The organism is Leclercia adecarboxylata, assembly GCF_006171285.1.
Classification (GTDB): Bacteria; Pseudomonadota; Gammaproteobacteria; order Enterobacterales; family Enterobacteriaceae; genus Enterobacter; species Enterobacter barmai.
Map to the genome: position 1 here is coordinate 3,511,273 of NZ_CP040889.1, position 16,512 is coordinate 3,527,784.

Sequence of the window (16,512 nt, forward strand, 5' to 3'; positions counted from 1 at the left end):
GTGTATATACTCGACTTTTTATGACGGCTTAAGGAATTGCTATGTTCTCTCGCGCTCCGCAGCAGGCCAGTGCGCCAGCCCCTTTCTATGAAAAGGTAAAACAGGCGATCAGTCATCAGATCGCCACCGGCGTATGGCGCCCGCACGATCGCATCCCGTCCGAGGCCGAGCTGGTTGCCCAGTTCGGCTTTAGCCGGATGACCATTAACCGCGCGCTGCGGGAGCTGACCGACGAAGGGCTGCTGGTGCGCCTGCAGGGGGTTGGGACCTTCGTGGCCGAGCCTAAGGGGCAGTCGGCGCTGTTTGAAATTCGCAGCATTGCCGACGAAATTTCCTCCCGCAACCATCAGCACCGGTGTGAGGTGCTGTTCCTCGAGGAGACGCAGGCCAGCGCCGCCCAGGCCACGGCGCTTAACGTCAAAGAGGGGACGCGCATTTTTCACTCCCTGATGCTGCATTACGAAAACGACATCCCGGTGCAGATTGAGGATCGCAGCGTTAACGCTGCCCTGGTGCCGGAGTATCTGCAGCAGGATTACACCACCACCACGCCTCATGCTTATCTGTCGCTGATCGCCCCGCTGACCGAAGGGGAGCACATCGTTGAGGCGGTGCGCGCCACGCCGAAGGAGTGCGAGCTGCTGCGCATCAAAGAGCACGATCCCTGCCTGCTGATCCACCGTCGGACCTGGTCAACGTCGCACATCGTCTCCCATGCCCGGCTGCTGTTCCCCGGCAACCGCTACCGGCTGCAGGGCCATTTCATGTCATAAGCCGAAAAGCGTGATTGCTGACGCAATATAATAAAAATGTATCGTAATTGTTAAAACCGGCCTTGTGCGCACTTGTCTATACAAGTATATCTTAGTGTATATTCTGTCCCCAACGAGGAGCACACAATGTCGTCAGGTAAGTATCGCCAGCAAGAGATCCGCGCCCCACGTGGCACCCGGCTGAATGCCAAAAGCTGGCTCACCGAAGCCCCGCTGCGCATGTTAATGAACAATCTCGATCCTGAGGTGGCGGAGAATCCTCACGAGCTGGTGGTGTACGGCGGTATTGGCCGCGCCGCGCGCAACTGGGAGTGTTACGACGCCATTGTCGCCGCGCTCACCGAACTGGAAAACGACGAAACCCTGCTGGTGCAATCCGGCAAACCGGTCGGCGTATTCAAAACCCACAAAAACGCCCCGCGCGTGCTGATCGCCAACTCCAACCTGGTGCCGCACTGGGCCACCTGGGAACACTTCAACGAGCTGGATGCGAAAGGGCTGGCGATGTATGGCCAGATGACCGCCGGGAGCTGGATCTACATCGGCAGCCAGGGCATTGTCCAGGGCACCTACGAGACCTTCGTTGAAGCGGGTCGTCAGCACTATAACGGCTCCCTGAAAGGGCGCTGGGTACTGACCGCAGGCTTAGGCGGCATGGGCGGTGCACAGCCGCTGGCGGCGACCCTCGCCGGTGCCTGCTCCCTGAACATCGAGTGCCAGCAAAGCCGCATCGATTTCCGGCTGCGCACCCGCTACGTTGACGAGCAGGCCGAGTCGCTGGATGACGCCCTGGCGCGGATCAAAAAATACACCGACGAAGGTCGGGCAGTTTCCATCGCCCTGTGCGGCAACGCCGCCGATATCGTGCCGGAACTGGTGGCGCGCGGCGTGCGTCCGGACCTGGTCACCGACCAGACCAGCGCTCACGATCCCCTCCACGGCTACCTGCCAAAAGGCTGGAGCTGGGAAGAGTATCAGCAGAAAGCGCAGCAGGATCCCGAAGGCACCGTGCTGGCGGCGAAGCGCTCCATGGCCGACCACGTCAACGCGATGCTGGCCTTCAGCCAGCAGGGCGTGCCGACGTTCGACTACGGCAACAACATTCGCCAGATGGCGAAAGAGATGGGCGTGACCAACGCCTTTGACTTCCCGGGCTTCGTCCCGGCCTACATCCGCCCGCTGTTTTGCCGCGGCATCGGCCCGTTCCGCTGGGTGGCCCTCTCCGGCGACCCGGAAGACATCTACAAAACCGACGCCAAAGTGAAAGAGATCGTCGCTGACGATGAGCACCTTCATCACTGGCTGGATATGGCCCGGGAGCGCATTAACTTCCAGGGCCTGCCGGCGCGTATCTGCTGGGTAGGGCTGGAGTGGCGTCAGAAGCTGGGCCTGGCCTTTAACGAAATGGTCCGCAGCGGAGAAGTCTCTGCGCCCATCGTCATTGGCCGCGACCATCTCGACTCCGGCTCGGTCGCCAGCCCGAACCGCGAAACCGAAGCGATGCAGGACGGCTCCGACGCGGTCTCCGACTGGCCGCTGCTGAACGCGCTGCTCAATACCGCCAGCGGCGCGACCTGGGTCTCGCTGCACCACGGCGGCGGCGTGGGCATGGGCTTCTCCCAGCATGCCGGGATGGTCATCGTCTGCGACGGCACCGATGAAGCCGCGGCGCGTATTGCCCGCGTCCTGCACAACGACCCGGCAACCGGCGTTATGCGCCATGCGGATGCCGGATATGACATTGCCATTGCCTGTGCGAAAGAGCAGGGGCTGAACCTGCCGATGATCGCTGCTAACCAAGGAAAGCACTGATGAATGCCTTAACACTGACGCCCGGCACTCTGACTCTGGCGCAGCTTCGCCAGGTCTGGCAGCAGCCGCTCCAGCTGACTCTCGACGACGCCGCCCATCAGGCGATTAACGACAGCGTCGCCTGCGTGGAAGCCATTGTCGCCGAAGGGCGCACCGCCTACGGCATTAATACCGGCTTTGGCCTGCTGGCCCAGACGCGCATCGCCACGCACGATCTGGAAAACCTGCAGCGTTCGCTGGTGCTCTCCCACGCTGCGGGCGTCGGCGAGCCGCTGGACGACGACATTGTGCGTCTGATGATGGTGCTGAAAATCAACAGCCTGGCGCGCGGTTTTTCCGGCATCCGCCTGAGCGTGATCCAGGCGCTGATTGCGCTGGTCAATGCGGGTGTGTATCCGTGGATCCCGGCTAAAGGTTCCGTGGGGGCATCCGGGGATTTAGCCCCGCTGGCGCACATGTCACTGACCCTGCTTGGCGAGGGTAAAGCCCGCTACCGTGGCGAGTGGTTACCGGCCGCAACCGCCCTGCAAAAAGCGGGGCTGGCCCCGGTGACGCTGGCGGCAAAAGAGGGGCTGGCGCTGCTGAACGGCACCCAGGCCTCCACCGCCTTTGCCCTGCGCGGCCTGTTTGAAGCTGAAGATCTGTTTGCCTCGGCGGTGGTCTGCGGAGCGCTGACCACCGAAGCGGTGCTTGGCTCCCGTCGTCCGTTCGATGCCCGTATCCACGAGGTACGAGGCCAGCGCGGGCAGATCGACGCCGCCGCGCTGTTCCGCCACGTTCTCACCGACACCAGCGCCATTGCCGATTCGCATCACAACTGCGAGAAGGTGCAGGATCCGTACTCCCTGCGCTGTCAGCCGCAGGTGATGGGGGCCTGCCTGACCCAGCTGCGCCAGGCGGCCGAGGTGCTGCTGGTGGAATCCAACGCCGTTTCCGATAACCCGCTGGTCTTCGCAGCGGAAAACGAGGTGGTCTCTGGCGGTAACTTCCACGCCGAACCGGTGGCGATGGCGGCAGATAATCTGGCGCTGGCGATTGCCGAGATCGGCGCGCTCTCTGAGCGCCGCATCGCCCTGATGATGGATAAACACATGTCCCAGCTGCCGCCGTTCCTGGTGCGTAACGGTGGGGTGAACTCCGGGTTTATGATTGCTCAGGTGACCGCCGCCGCGCTGGCGAGCGAGAACAAGGCGCTGTCGCACCCGCACAGCGTTGACAGCCTGCCGACCTCGGCCAACCAGGAAGACCATGTTTCGATGGCGCCAGCGGCAGGTCGTCGTCTGTGGGAGATGACCGGCAATACCCGTGGCGTGCTGGCGGTGGAGTGGCTGGCGGCCGCTCAGGGTTGCGATCTGCGTGATGGCCTCACCTCCAGCCCGCTGCTGGAGCAGGCGCGTCATATTCTGCGGGAGAAGGTTGCGCACTATGATGATGACCGCTTCTTTGCCCCGGATATTGATGCGGCGATTGAATTGCTGAGCAAAGGGAGCCTGGTGGGGTTGTTGCCGGGATTCCTGTAAAAACACCTATGCAAAACCGTAGGCCGGGTTAGGCGAAGCCGCCACCCGGCAAATGCCCGGCGGCGCTGCGCTTGCACGGGCCTACGGTTTCACCCGGCTATTTTTACGAATACATCGCCGTAATCGACGCACTACCCAGGCTGTGGAAATGGACGTTAAAGCCCACCATTGCACCGCTCGCCTCTTCATTCACCTCGATTTTTTCCACGTTCAGGGCATGCACCGTAAAGATATAGCGGTGGGTTTCGCCTTTTGGCGGTGCCGCGCCGCCGTAGCCCGCTTTGCCAAAATCGGTGCGGGTCTGCACCGCGCCGTCCGGCAGGGCGACCAGCGAAGAGCCGGAACCCTGCGGCAGCACGCGGGTGTCGGCCGGGAGATTGGCGACAACCCAGTGCCACCAGCCGGAGCCGGTCGGGGCGTCCGGGTCATAACAGGTGACGACAAAGCTTTTGGTGCCCGACGGCACCTCGTCCCAGGCCAGATGCGGAGAGATATTATCCCCCTCATAACCCATGCCGTTAAACACGTGGCGCAGGGGGAGTTTATCCCCGTCGCGCAGATCCTGACTGATAAGTTTCATGTTGTTCCTCCGTATTAAGCTCTGCCAGAAGTGTAACGCATAAACTAAACAGTAAAGTGCGCAGGCTCCTGAACGGCATCCACCACGGCGCGGGTCAGCTTGCTGAGTTGGGCGCGGCTTATCACATACGGCGGCATCAGATAGATCAATTTCCCGAACGGGCGCACCCAGACCCCGCGCGCCACAAAGAAGCGCTGCAGCGCCGCCATATTCACCGGATGGGTGGTTTCGACGACGCCAATCGCCCCTAATACCCGCACGTCGGCCACATACTCAGACTCCCGCGCTGCCTCCAGCTCCTCGTTGAGCTGGGTTTCGATGGCGGCGACCTGGGTCTGCCACTCGCCGCTCTCCAGCAGGGCCAGGCTTTCGCTGGCGACGGCGCAGGCCAGCGGGTTACCCATAAAGGTCGGGCCGTGCATAAAGCAGCCCGCTTCGCCGTTGCTGATGGTCTCGGCCACCTGGCGGGTGGTGAGGGTGGCGGAGAGGGTCATGGTGCCCCCGGTCAGGGCTTTGCCGAGGCACAGGATGTCCGGGGTAATGCCCGCGTGCTCGCAGGCAAACAGCTTGCCGGTACGCCCGAAGCCGGTGGCGATCTCATCGGCAATCAGCAGAATGCCTTCCCGGTCGCACATCCTGCGAATGCGCTTCAGCCACTCGGGATGGTACATGCGCATTCCGCCCGCGCCCTGCACGATGGGCTCGAGGATCACCGCCGCAATCTCGTGGCGATGGGCGGCCATCAGGCGGGCGAAGCTGACCATATCCATTTCATCCCACTCGCCGTCGAAGCGGCTCTGGGGTGCCGGGGCAAACAGGTTTTCCGGCAGATAGCCCTTCCACAGGCTGTGCATCGAGTTGTCCGGGTCGCAGGCCGACATCGCCCCGAAGGTATCGCCGTGGTAGCCGTTGCGGAAGGTGAGGAACCGCTGGCGGGATTCGCCCTTAGCGTGCCAGTACTGCAACGCCATCTTCATCGCCACTTCCACCGCCACCGAGCCTGAATCGGCAAGGAACACGCACTCCAGCGCGTCGGGGGTCATCGCCACCAGTCGACGACAGAGGTCCACCGCGGGCGGATGGGTGATCCCGCCGAACATCACGTGCGACATGCGGTCAATCTGCGCCTTCATCGCCGCATTCAGCCGGGGGTGGTTGTAGCCGTGAATGGCCGCCCACCAGGAGGACATCCCGTCTACCAGCTGCTCGCCGCTGGCCAGGGTCAGCTCGCAGCCGTGGGCTTCCGTCACCGGATAAACTGGCAGGGGCTGGGTCATGGAGGTGTAGGGATGCCAGATGTGGCGCTGATCGAATGCGAGATCGTCCGTTGTCATAATCGACTTGTAAACCATTTTGAAAACATTTAGGTTTACAAGCATAAACCGAAACCATCCTGAACTAAACCCCTTTGGAGATGCCCCATGGCTCACCAGACTCGCTGGACAATGTCGCAAGTCACTGCTTTATTTGAAAAACCCCTTCTTGAACTGCTGTTTGAAGCGCAGCAGATCCACCGTCAGCACTTCGATCCGCAGCAGGTTCAGGTGAGCACGCTGCTGTCGATCAAAACCGGTGCCTGCCCGGAAGACTGCAAATACTGCCCGCAAAGTGCGCGCTACAAAACCGGCCTCGAATCCGAGCGGCTGATGGAGGTGGAGCAGGTGCTGGAGTCTGCCCGCCAGGCGAAAAATGCCGGTTCAACCCGTTTCTGCATGGGCGCGGCGTGGAAAAATCCCCACGAGCGTGACATGCCGTACCTTGAGCAGATGGTGCAGGGCGTGAAGGCGATGGGCCTCGAAGCCTGTATGACGCTCGGCACCCTGGACGACACCCAGGCGCAGCGCCTGGCCTCGGCGAGGCTGGATTACTACAACCACAACCTCGACACCTCCCCGGAGTTCTACGGCAATATCATCACCACCCGTACCTACCAGGAGCGCCTGGACACCCTGGACAAAGTGCGCGATGCGGGCATTAAGGTCTGCTCGGGCGGGATCGTGGGCCTGGGTGAAACGGTGACCGACCGTGCCGGTCTGCTGCTGCAGCTGGCTAATCTCCCGACCCCGCCGGAGAGCGTGCCGATCAACATGCTGGTGAAGGTGAAAGGCACCCCGCTGGCGGATAACGACGACGTCGACGCCTTTGACTTCATCCGCACCATTGCGGTGGCGCGCGTGATGATGCCAACCTCGTACGTGCGTCTCTCTGCCGGTCGCGAGCAGATGAACGAGCAGACCCAGGCGATGTGCTTTATGGCCGGGGCCAACTCCATTTTCTACGGCTGCAAGCTGCTGACCACGCCGAACCCGGAAGAGGACAAAGACGTCCAGCTGTTCCGCAAGCTGGGGCTGAACCCGCAGCAGACCGCCGTTCTTACAGGCGATAACGAGCAGCAGCACCAGCTGGAACAGCAGCTTTTCAACGCCGATACCGACCAGTTCTACAACGCGGCGACGGTATGACCTGGCAACAACGTATTGATGCCGCCCTCGATGCCCGTCGGGCGGCAGACGCGCTGCGCGTGCGCACAACGGTGGAGAACGGCGCAGGCCGTTTTCTCACCCGCGACCAGCGGCGCTACTGCAATTTTTCCAGCAACGACTATCTCGGTCTGAGCCAGCACCCGGCCATTATCCGCGCCTGGCAGCAGGGGGCGGAGCAGTACGGGGTAGGCAGCGGCGGCTCCGGCCACGTCAGCGGCTATACCACCGCGCATCAGGCGCTGGAGGAGCATCTTGCCGACTGGCTTGGCTATCCCCGCGCGCTGCTGTTTATCTCCGGCTTTGCCGCCAATCAGGCGCTGATTGCTGCCCTCACCGATAAAACCGACCGTATTGTCGCCGACCGCCTGAGCCATGCCTCCCTGCTGGAGGCGGCCAGCCACAGCCCGGCGCAGCTTCGCCGTTTTGCCCATAACGATGTCGCCCAGCTGGCCTCCCTGCTGGATAAACCCTGCGACGGCCAGCAGCTGGTGGTGACCGAAGGGATTTTCAGTATGGACGGCGACAGCGCTCCGCTGGCCGATATCCATGCTGCGGCCCGGCGTCACGGCAGCTGGCTGCTGGTGGACGATGCCCACGGGATTGGCGTCACAGGCCCGCAAGGGCGGGGCAGTGCGGCCAGCCAGGGCGTCAAACCCGAGCTGCTGGTGGTGACCTTTGGCAAAGGCGTCGGGGTGAGCGGCGCGGCGGTGCTGTGCAGCGATTCTGTCGCCAACTATCTGCTGCAGTTTGCCCGGCATCTGATCTACAGCACCAGCATGCCGCCTGCCCAGGCGGTGGCGCTGCGGGCGGCGTTTGACCTTATTCGCAGCGACGAAGGGGAGGCGCGTCGGCAGCGACTGGCGGCCCATATCCACCAGTTCCGCGCAGGCGTGCGTGACCTCCCGGTGGAGGTCACCGCTTCCCAAAGCGCCATTCAGCCGCTGATTGTGGGTGAAAATGACCGCGCCCTGCACCTGGCGCAGACCCTCAGGGAACAGGGGATCTGGGTGACGGCTATCCGTCCGCCCACCGTCCCGACGGGAACCGCGCGCCTGCGCCTGACCCTGACGGCGGCGCATGAAGCGTCCGACATCACCGCGTTACTGGAGGCGCTGCATGGCGCAAGTGAATAAACAGGCGATTGCCGCTGCTTTTGGCCGGGCGGCGCAGAGCTACTCCCGTCATGACGCGCTCCAGCGGCAAAGCGCTGACGGACTGCGGGCGCTGCTGGCAGACACCACCTTTGCCAGCGTGCTGGACGCTGGCTGCGGGCCGGGCAGCAACAGCCTGGCCTGGCGCAGTGCCGGAAGCCTGGTGACGGCGATGGATCTCAGCGCCCCGATGCTGGACGAAGCGCGGCGCAACCAGGCGGCCGACCACTATCTGCAGGCCGATATCGAAGCCATCCCCCTGGCGGACGGGCAGTTTAGCCTTGTCTGGAGCCATCTGGCGGTGCAGTGGTGCACCAGCCTGCCGCAGGCGCTGGCCGAGCTCTGGCGGGTGGCGAAACCCGGGGGCAAGGTGGCCTTTACCACCCTGCTGAAGGACTCTCTGCCGGAGCTGAATCAGGCCTGGCTTGCGGTGGACACGCAGCCGCACGCCAACCGTTTTCTGACCGGGGAACAGGTCGCCGGGGCGTTATCCGGCTGGCGGCACCGCTCTGCGATCCAGACCGTCACCCTGCTGTTTGACGATGCCCTCAGCGCCATGCAATCCCTGAAGGGGATCGGCGCCACCCATCTGCATGCCGGGCGGGCCGGGAAGCCGTTAACCCGCGGGCAATTGCAGACGCTGGCGCAGGCGTGGCCGCAGCGTGAAGGCAAATTCCCGCTCTCTTATCAACTTTTTCATGGAATTATCGAACGTGACTGAACGCTATTTCGTTACCGGCACCGACACCGAGGTCGGTAAAACCGTGGCCAGCACCGCACTGCTGCAGGCGGCGCGGGCGCTGGGCCGCAATACCGCAGGATACAAGCCGGTCGCCTCGGGGAGCGAGATGACCCCCGAGGGGCTGCGTAACAGCGACGCGCTGGCGCTGCAGCACAACAGCAGCGTGGCGCTCAGCTATCAGGCGGTAAACCCTTACACCTTCGCGGAGCCCACCTCGCCGCATATCATCAGCGCCGACGAGCAGCGCCCCATCGAATTCAGCGCGCTCACTGCCGGGCTACGTGCGCTGGAGAGCCAGGCCGACTGGGTGCTGGTGGAAGGGGCTGGCGGCTGGTTTACGCCGCTTTCAGACGAGCAGACCTTTGCCGACTGGGCGATTGCCGAGCGGCTGCCGGTGATCCTGGTGGTGGGGGTGAAGCTGGGCTGCATCAACCACGCGATGCTCACCGCCCAGGCGATCCGCCAGGCGGGGCTGCATTTTGCGGGCTGGGTGGCCAACGTGGTGGTGGCCCCCGGCAAACGCCACGGGGAATACATGGCGACGCTTAAACGCGTGCTGCCCGCACCGCTGCTGGGGGAGATCTCCTGGCTTGGCGACGAGGCCGACACCGCGGACATCGGGCGTTATCTCTCTCTTAACGCGCTGACGCCGTCGGCCCCATCCAGTGGGCGATAAGCGGGGCATCCAGCTCGCTGACCCGGCCCTGGGCCACGTTGCGCCCGCGATACAGCAGGCAAAAGCGATCTGCCACCCGGCGGATCAGCGACAGGTGCTGCTCGGCCAGCAGCACCGATAATCCCAGCTCGCGGCTAAGCCTGAGCAGCAGCTGCGCCAGCTTGACGCTAAACTGCTGGCTGGCGCCACGGCTGGGCTCGTCGAGGATCAGCAGGCGAGGGCGGGTCACCAGCGCGTTCGCCAGCGCCAGCTGATACTGCTGGTCGTCGTTAAGCCCTGACGCCCGCAGCTGGCGTAGCGGGTAAAGCTCCGGGAAGAACTCAAAAATATCGCTGCTCACCGGCCCACCTTCGTTCCCTTTCGCCATCCGCGCGATATGCAGATTCTCCTCTACCGTCAGCTGCGAAAAGATCCGCCGTTCCTGCGGCACAAAGCTAATGCCCGCGCCCGGGCTTAATTCGCAGGGGGAGGCCCCGGCGTCATGCCAGACCATCGAGCCGCTGGCGATGGGCAGCAGGCCAGCGATACAGCTTACAAGGGTTGTTTTCCCCATTCCGGGCAGCCCGACCACCCCGGTACAGACGCCGGGGGGCAGGTCGAGATCAACGTTCCACAGGGTGTGGCGATCCCCGTAATACTGATTCACGGCACGCAGGCTCAACATGGTGTTTCTCCTTAACAGACGTTGATGACCTCAGAAACACTGCAAGACTCTTGCCACCGCCCGTAAAAAGGCGATTAAACATCTCTTTTTCGGAATCCACTCAGAAAGCAGCCTCAGCGGGGAGGGAACCTGCACTACGTCGGTGCCACGAAGGGTGCGACTGGTGCAGCCACCATTTGAACGAAATGTGAGCAATCTCTCATCAATTCGTTATCTGATTTTCGGCATCAGATCGCCAAAATTGGGCGATAAAAATTTTTTACCGTCGCGCTGTGGGCAAAAACCGGGAATTAGCTGAGTCACGCTCCGTATGGCCTGGAAGCAGTTATCCACTATTCCTGTGGATAACCATGTGCATTAGAGTTAGAAAACACAAGGTAAGCGAGAGAATACGCGGCCTGCGCCTGAATTGATGCGAAACGCGTCTTTTTGAAAATTTGAAATTGAATCAAAGCGTTAAATAAAATCAATCTCTGTCATTAAACTGTCAACGTAATGCGCTAAAGTCCGGCGTCTCGCCTTGACAAATGTTAAAAATTAAAAAGTTCTGGGGATAACCCTGCATTGATGGAATTTTATCCCGTCTCAGCCTAAATTTTGTTCAACTTTGTTTGATTCCTGACCTGAGTGGCACAAAACAACGTGGTTGCCACTGGCTTTATATCCAGTATAATTTACTGGCAAAAATAGCCATCCAGAGTAAAATTACTCACCTGCCGTATCAACCATCATCAGGTCGCCGTTCATGAGTAAACCGTTCAAACTGAATTCCGCTTTCCGTCCTTCCGGCGATCAGCCTGAAGCGATTCGCCGTCTGAAAGAGGGGCTGGAGGATGGGCTTGCGCACCAGACGCTGCTGGGGGTGACCGGGTCGGGTAAAACCTTCACCGTCGCCAACGTGATCGCCGATCTGCAGCGCCCGACCATGGTGCTGGCCCCTAACAAAACCCTGGCGGCGCAGCTCTACGGCGAGATGAAGGAGTTCTTCCCCGATAATGCGGTGGAGTACTTCGTCTCTTACTACGACTATTACCAGCCGGAAGCCTACGTTCCGAGCTCCGATACCTTTATCGAAAAAGATGCCTCGGTGAACGAACACATCGAGCAGATGCGTCTCTCCGCCACCAAAGCGCTGCTTGAGCGCCGTGACGTGGTGGTCGTTGCCTCGGTGTCGGCGATCTACGGCCTGGGCGATCCGGATCTCTATCTGAAGATGATGCTGCACCTGACCGTGGGGATGATCATCGATCAGCGCGCCATCCTGCGCCGCCTGGCCGAGCTGCAGTACACCCGTAACGATCAGGCGTTCCAGCGCGGTACCTTCCGGGTGCGCGGCGAAGTGATCGACATCTTCCCGGCGGAGTCGGACGACTTTGCGCTGCGCGTGGAACTTTTCGATGAAGAGGTGGAGCGGCTGTCGCTGTTTGACCCGCTAACCGGGCATGTTGAATCTACCATTCAGCGCTTCACCGTCTACCCGAAAACCCACTACGTCACCCCGCGCGAGCGCATCGTGCAGGCGATGGAGGACATCAAGGTTGAGCTGGCGGATCGCCGTAAAACGCTGCTGGAGAACAATAAGCTGCTGGAAGAGCAGCGTATCAGCCAGCGTACCCAGTTCGATCTCGAGATGATGAACGAGCTGGGCTACTGCTCCGGTATCGAAAACTACTCCCGCTATCTCTCCGGTCGCGGGCCGGGCGAAGCGCCGCCAACCCTGTTTGATTACCTGCCGGCGGATGGTCTGCTGGTGGTGGACGAATCCCACGTCACCATTCCGCAGATTGGCGGGATGTATCGCGGCGACCGGGCGCGTAAAGAGACGCTGGTGGAGTACGGCTTCCGCCTGCCGTCTGCGCTGGATAACCGCCCAATGAAGTTTGAAGAGTTCGAGGCGCTGGCCCCGCAAACCATCTACGTGTCGGCAACGCCGGGCAACTACGAGCTGGAGAAATCGGGCGACGAAGTGGTGGATCAGGTGGTGCGTCCGACCGGCCTGCTGGATCCGATTATCGAAGTGCGTCCGGTTGCTACCCAGGTGGACGATCTGCTGTCTGAGATCCGCGCCAGGGCGGCCATCAACGAGCGCGTGCTGGTCACCACCCTGACCAAGCGCATGGCAGAAGACCTGACCGAATACCTCGAAGAGCACGGCGAGAAGGTGCGCTATCTGCACTCGGATATCGACACCGTGGAGCGTATGGAGATCATCCGCGATCTGCGCCTGGGCGAGTTCGACGTGCTGGTAGGGATCAACCTGCTGCGTGAGGGGCTGGATATGCCGGAAGTGTCGCTGGTGGCGATTCTGGACGCCGATAAAGAGGGCTTCCTGCGCTCCGAGCGATCGCTGATCCAGACCATCGGCCGTGCGGCGCGAAACGTCAACGGCAAAGCGATTCTGTACGGGGATAAGATCACCCCGTCGATGGCCAAAGCGATTAGTGAAACCGAACGCCGTCGCGAGAAGCAGCAGCGCTACAACGAAGAGCACGGCATCACCCCGCAGGGGCTGAACAAGAAGGTGGTGGATATCCTGCAGCTCGGCCAGAACATTGCTAAGACCAAAACCAAGGGCCGCGGCAAGTCGCGCTCACCGGTTGAGGCCGATACCGTGGCGCTGACGCCGAAAGCGCTGCAGCAGAAAATTCACGAGCTGGAAGGGCAGATGATGCAGCACGCCCAGAACCTCGAGTTCGAGGAGGCCGCGCAGATCCGCGACCAGCTGCATCAGCTGCGGGATCTGTTTATTGCGGCGTCGTAGGTAAAAGCAAAATGGCAGCCGAAGGCTGCCATTTTTAGGGTTTGCACCTTATCTCTGTGGGATGAGGAATCCCCAGTAATTTTCGTATGTTTACCGCGATGAAATAATTTCAGGATAATAAGGGATTTACAGCGACTACCTCGTCCGGCTGAAAATCGACGAAGCGTTGACCGCAGGCCGGGGCGAGGCGCAGGGATGCGCCGAGAGGGGGCGACCTACATGGATGTAGGATCGCCCCCGACCCTAAGCCTGCGGGAATAAGCTGAGTGCACCGCGAAGCGGCGATTTTCCTGGCCGGGAGCCGGGATTGCTAAGGGGGCGGCGGCGAGCCCACTTAGCACGTTCACGGGTGGCGTGGCTGACAGAGAAGCACAAAACATACAGTGAACGGAACCACCACCACAGTCACATGCTCCCCCTCACCCCAACCCTCTCCCTGAATGGAGAGGGGGCAGATCCTGCCATTATTTTTTGTGGGGATCCCTCACCCCTGTGGGAGAAGGCCGGGATGAGGGCATCAGACCGCACCAGCTTGTAGGTCCGGTAAGCGCAGCAATACAAACCGCACTCAACCCAACGCCTGTACCGCCTTCTCCAGCGCCACGCGCAACAGATGCCGGTCATGGCGATACTTAATGTCGCTGGCCTCAAGCGGCTCCTGCACCACCACCCGGCCTTCCATACCTAAGACATCCTCTTTCGGCCCGACCACCACCGCATCGATAATCTTTTTCCCCACGTACTGCTCCATCAGCGCCAGCTTGTCGGCCAGCGAAAGTCCCGCGGCAGCCGGGCTGAGCTCGCGGCCCAGATTACCGATATAGACCACCGGGGCAGGGGTGCGCCGCATTGCCTGGGCCAGCTCTTTAATCAGCAGCAGCGGCATCAGGCTGGTGTAAAAACTGCCGGGGCCGATAAGGATCAAATCCGCTTCGCCAATTGCCTCCACCGCTTCGCGGGTCGCCGGAACGGAGGGATAAAGCATCAGCTCCTTTGGCGGCGTGGGAAGCTGATCGATATTCACCTCGCCATACACTTCATGGTCGTTGCAGTCGATTGCCATCAGATCGACCGGAAGTTCGGACATTGGGATTAGAAACGCATCCACTTTAAGCAGGTTGCGAATTAAATTGATCGCCTCCAGAGGCCGCACGCTGAGGTGATCCAGCGCCTTTAACATCAGGTTTCCGAGGTTATGCCCGGAAAGTTCGCCATTTCCGCCAAAACGATACTCAAACATCGCCGAAGCCACGCTCTGTTCGGTGATAAGCTGATTCAGACAGTTGCGCATATCCCCCCAGGCGATACCGCCTTCGGAGCGCCGGATGCGTCCGGTTGAGCCGCCGTTATCGGTGGTGGTGACGATCCCGGTCAGGCGGGAGCCAAGCGACGACAACGAGGACATGACCCGGCCCAGTCCGTGGCCTCCGCCGAGAGCGACCACCCGGTCAAGATCCGCAAAAGTGCGATTGCGCATAAAAATTCCTTAATAAGACCAACGCGTAAACAGTAACTCAACTACTCCTAAATGACGATGCTGCGACCGGCTCAAAATGACGTATATCAATGCAAAAGTATGATAATTGAGTATTCTAATTCGAAATTGCACGATTAGCTCGCTATATACAAGTTTATATATCGAAAGCCGACGATAGCGAAACTCTGTTTAACAAGCTAATATCGGCATAACCACGTTTTCATTACTGAAAACATACACTCTAGCCCTGGCACCTGTGTCGACAGATATGGTGCCCTGGCCGTGGCGGTTTCGCCACCAGGGTACAGGAAGAAATGACTGTGCCTCCCGTATCAGGAAAGGTGTACATGGCTTCACAACTTACCGATGCATTCGCGCGTAAGTTTTTTTACCTGCGTTTGTCGATTACCGATGTGTGCAACTTCCGTTGCACCTACTGCCTGCCGGATGGCTACAAACCCGGCGGCGTCACCAATAACGGCTTTCTCTCCGTGGATGAAGTGCGCCGCGTCACGCGCGCGTTTGCCGCCATGGGAACCGAGAAGGTCCGTCTTACCGGCGGCGAACCCTCGCTGCGCCGGGACTTCACCGATATCATCGCGGCGGTGCGTGAAAATGACGCCATCCGCCAGATAGCGGTCACCACCAATGGCTATCGTCTGGCGCGCGATGTCGCGCAGTGGCGCGATGCGGGCCTGACGGCGATTAACGTCAGCGTCGACAGCCTCGATGCCCGTCAGTTTCATGCCATCACCGGCCAGGATAAATTCCACCAGGTGATGGACGGCATCGATGCGGCATTTGCTGCTGGCTTCGAGAAGGTGAAGGTCAACACCGTGCTGATGCGCGATGTGAACCATCATCAGCTGGACACCTTCCTGGCGTGGATCAAACCCCGCCGCATTCAACTGCGCTTTATCGAGCTGATGGAGACGGGTGAGGGCAGCGATCTCTTCTCCCGCCACCACATCTCCGGCATGGTGCTGCGCGATGAACTGCTCAGGCGTGGCTGGATCCACCAGCTTCGCCAGCGCAGCGACGGCCCGGCGCAGGTCTTCTGCCACCCCGACTACGAAGGGGAGATCGGGCTTATCATGCCGTATGAAAAAGACTTCTGCGCCAGCTGTAACCGCCTGCGCGTCTCGTCGGTGGGCAAACTGCACCTGTGCCTGTTTGGCGACGGCGGCGTCGATCTGCGCGATCTGCTGGCCGATGACGCGCAGCAGGCGGCGCTGGAAGGCCGCATTTCTGACGCGCTGATGCACAAAAAGCAGACCCATTTCCTGCATCAGGGCAACACCGGGATCACCCAGAACCTGTCATACATTGGCGGGTAATCGCTACAAGGAACCAGAAGATGAGTCAGGTAAGCGCTGAATTTATCCCGACGCGTATTGCTATTCTTACCGTTTCCGAACGCCGCGGCGAAGAGGATGACACCTCCGGGCACTGGCTGCGCGATGCGGCCCACGAGGCGGGGCATCACATTGTCGACAAGGCGATCGTGAAAGAGAACCGCTACGCCATTCGCGCGGAAGTGTCGCGCTGGGTAGCCAGTGACGACGTCCAGGTAGTGCTGATCACCGGCGGGACCGGTTTTACCCCGGGCGATCAGGCCCCGGAAGCGCTGCTGCCGCTGTTCGATCGCGAAATCGAAGGCTTTGGGGAAGTGTTCCGCATGCTCTCTTTTGAAGAGATCGGCACCTCCACCCTGCAGTCTCGCGCCGTCGCGGGGATCGCCAACAACACGGTGATTTTTGCCATGCCGGGTTCAACCAAAGCGTGCCGCACCGCCTGGGAAAACATCATCGCCCCGCAGCTGGATGCCCGCACGCGTCCCTGTAATTTCCATCCTCATCTGAAGAAGTAAGCT

14 protein-coding genes and 1 riboswitch are annotated in these 16,512 nt (G+C 60.9%); of the genes, 10 read left to right on the forward strand and 4 right to left on the reverse strand.

All coding sequences use genetic code 11. From position 1 onward, the window contains the following. Positions 1 to 41: 41 nt before the first annotated feature. The 3 genes from FHN83_RS18540 to hutH all read left to right on the forward strand — a co-directional run bounded on the left by FHN83_RS18540 (position 42) and on the right by hutH (position 4,105). On the forward strand, positions 42 to 773 hold the full coding sequence (locus tag FHN83_RS18540) for a histidine utilization repressor (protein WP_139564582.1): 732 nt from the start codon (positions 42 to 44) through the stop codon (positions 771 to 773). Positions 774 to 899: 126 nt separating this feature from the next. Then, a complete protein-coding gene (hutU, locus tag FHN83_RS18545) occupies positions 900 to 2,585 on the forward strand; it encodes a urocanate hydratase (protein ID WP_039029368.1) in 1,686 nt (561 codons plus the stop codon). Beyond that, positions 2,585 to 4,105: a histidine ammonia-lyase gene (gene hutH, locus FHN83_RS18550; RefSeq protein ID WP_139564583.1), complete on the forward strand. Its 1,521-nt coding sequence runs from the start codon at positions 2,585 to 2,587 to the stop codon at positions 4,103 to 4,105. The genes hutU and hutH overlap by 1 nt, the downstream gene beginning before the upstream one ends. 103 nt (positions 4,106 to 4,208) lie before the next feature. Here hutH and FHN83_RS18555 read toward each other — a convergent pair whose 3' ends face one another. Both FHN83_RS18555 and bioA read right to left on the reverse strand, forming a co-directional pair. Beyond that, positions 4,209 to 4,685, reverse strand: a complete 477-nt coding sequence (locus FHN83_RS18555) for a kinase inhibitor (RefSeq protein ID WP_138369553.1) — start codon at positions 4,683 to 4,685, stop codon at positions 4,209 to 4,211. 44 nt (positions 4,686 to 4,729) lie between these two features. After that, entirely contained in the window at positions 4,730 to 6,037 is a 1,308-nt protein-coding gene (gene bioA, locus FHN83_RS18560; RefSeq protein WP_139565460.1) for an adenosylmethionine--8-amino-7-oxononanoate transaminase, read from the reverse strand. A gap of 69 nt (positions 6,038 to 6,106) precedes the next feature. On the opposite strand from bioA, the gene bioB reads away from it, so the two are divergent. Genes bioB through bioD form a run of 4 tightly spaced genes read left to right on the forward strand, consistent with a single transcriptional unit; the run spans position 6,107 to position 9,737 of the window. Further along, entirely contained in the window at positions 6,107 to 7,147 is a 1,041-nt protein-coding gene (gene bioB, locus FHN83_RS18565) for a biotin synthase BioB (RefSeq protein ID WP_139564584.1), read from the forward strand. Then, complete coding sequence (gene bioF / locus FHN83_RS18570; RefSeq protein WP_138369551.1) at positions 7,144 to 8,301, forward strand: 8-amino-7-oxononanoate synthase; 1,158 nt, start codon at positions 7,144 to 7,146, stop codon at positions 8,299 to 8,301. The genes bioB and bioF overlap by 4 nt, the downstream gene beginning before the upstream one ends. Further along, positions 8,285 to 9,040, forward strand: coding sequence for a malonyl-ACP O-methyltransferase BioC (gene bioC, locus FHN83_RS18575; RefSeq protein WP_039029373.1), 756 nt, complete (start codon positions 8,285 to 8,287; stop codon positions 9,038 to 9,040). Before bioF ends, bioC begins: the two co-directional genes overlap by 17 nt. Then, entirely contained in the window at positions 9,033 to 9,737 is a 705-nt protein-coding gene (gene bioD, locus FHN83_RS18580) for a dethiobiotin synthase (RefSeq protein WP_176556504.1), read from the forward strand. The genes bioC and bioD overlap by 8 nt, the downstream gene beginning before the upstream one ends. On the opposite strand, the gene FHN83_RS18585 is transcribed toward bioD, so the two are convergent. Further along, on the reverse strand, positions 9,697 to 10,401 hold the full coding sequence (locus FHN83_RS18585; RefSeq protein ID WP_039029375.1) for an ABC transporter ATP-binding protein: 705 nt from the start codon (positions 10,399 to 10,401) through the stop codon (positions 9,697 to 9,699). The genes bioD and FHN83_RS18585 overlap by 41 nt on opposite strands. Positions 10,402 to 11,146: 745 nt before the next feature. Between FHN83_RS18585 and uvrB the strand changes: the two genes are divergently transcribed. After that, positions 11,147 to 13,162 carry an excinuclease ABC subunit UvrB gene (uvrB, locus tag FHN83_RS18590; protein ID WP_039029376.1) on the forward strand — a complete coding sequence of 672 codons (2,016 nt, stop codon included), beginning with the start codon at positions 11,147 to 11,149 and terminating at the stop codon, positions 13,160 to 13,162. Positions 13,163 to 13,730: 568 nt separating this feature from the next. On the opposite strand, the gene yvcK is transcribed toward uvrB, so the two are convergent. Then, a complete protein-coding gene (gene yvcK / locus FHN83_RS18600) occupies positions 13,731 to 14,639 on the reverse strand; it encodes a uridine diphosphate-N-acetylglucosamine-binding protein YvcK (RefSeq protein ID WP_139564586.1) in 909 nt (302 codons plus the stop codon). Positions 14,640 to 14,864: 225 nt separating this feature from the next. Continuing rightward, positions 14,865 to 14,999: riboswitch (molybdenum cofactor riboswitch) on the forward strand. Between yvcK and moaA the strand changes: the two genes are divergently transcribed. Continuing rightward, on the forward strand, positions 14,987 to 15,976 hold the full coding sequence (gene moaA / locus FHN83_RS18605; RefSeq protein WP_139564587.1) for a GTP 3',8-cyclase MoaA: 990 nt from the start codon (positions 14,987 to 14,989) through the stop codon (positions 15,974 to 15,976). (Overlaps the previous riboswitch by 13 nt.) 20 nt (positions 15,977 to 15,996) lie before the next feature. Then, positions 15,997 to 16,509: a molybdenum cofactor biosynthesis protein B gene (moaB, locus tag FHN83_RS18610; RefSeq protein WP_039029379.1), complete on the forward strand. Its 513-nt coding sequence runs from the start codon at positions 15,997 to 15,999 to the stop codon at positions 16,507 to 16,509. Positions 16,510 to 16,512 lie beyond the last annotated feature (3 nt).

Excerpts from the sequence above, each read along its gene's own strand:
- FHN83_RS18540 (WP_139564582.1), top strand. The coding sequence starts at position 42 with ATGTTCTCTCGCGCTCCGCAGCAGGCCAGTGCGCCAGCCCCTTTCTAT.
- hutU (WP_039029368.1), top strand. The coding sequence starts at position 900 with ATGTCGTCAGGTAAGTATCGCCAGCAAGAGATCCGCGCCCCACGTGGC.
- hutH (WP_139564583.1), top strand. The coding sequence starts at position 2,585 with ATGAATGCCTTAACACTGACGCCCGGCACTCTGACTCTGGCGCAGCTT.
- FHN83_RS18555 (WP_138369553.1), bottom strand. The coding sequence starts at position 4,685 with ATGAAACTTATCAGTCAGGATCTGCGCGACGGGGATAAACTCCCCCTG.
- bioA (WP_139565460.1), bottom strand. The coding sequence starts at position 6,037 with ATGGTTTACAAGTCGATTATGACAACGGACGATCTCGCATTCGATCAG.
- bioB (WP_139564584.1), top strand. The coding sequence starts at position 6,107 with ATGGCTCACCAGACTCGCTGGACAATGTCGCAAGTCACTGCTTTATTT.
- bioF (WP_138369551.1), top strand. The coding sequence starts at position 7,144 with ATGACCTGGCAACAACGTATTGATGCCGCCCTCGATGCCCGTCGGGCG.
- bioC (WP_039029373.1), top strand. The coding sequence starts at position 8,285 with ATGGCGCAAGTGAATAAACAGGCGATTGCCGCTGCTTTTGGCCGGGCG.
- FHN83_RS18585 (WP_039029375.1), bottom strand. The coding sequence starts at position 10,401 with ATGTTGAGCCTGCGTGCCGTGAATCAGTATTACGGGGATCGCCACACC.
- uvrB (WP_039029376.1), top strand. The coding sequence starts at position 11,147 with ATGAGTAAACCGTTCAAACTGAATTCCGCTTTCCGTCCTTCCGGCGAT.
- yvcK (WP_139564586.1), bottom strand. The coding sequence starts at position 14,639 with ATGCGCAATCGCACTTTTGCGGATCTTGACCGGGTGGTCGCTCTCGGC.
- moaA (WP_139564587.1), top strand. The coding sequence starts at position 14,987 with ATGGCTTCACAACTTACCGATGCATTCGCGCGTAAGTTTTTTTACCTG.
- moaB (WP_039029379.1), top strand. The coding sequence starts at position 15,997 with ATGAGTCAGGTAAGCGCTGAATTTATCCCGACGCGTATTGCTATTCTT.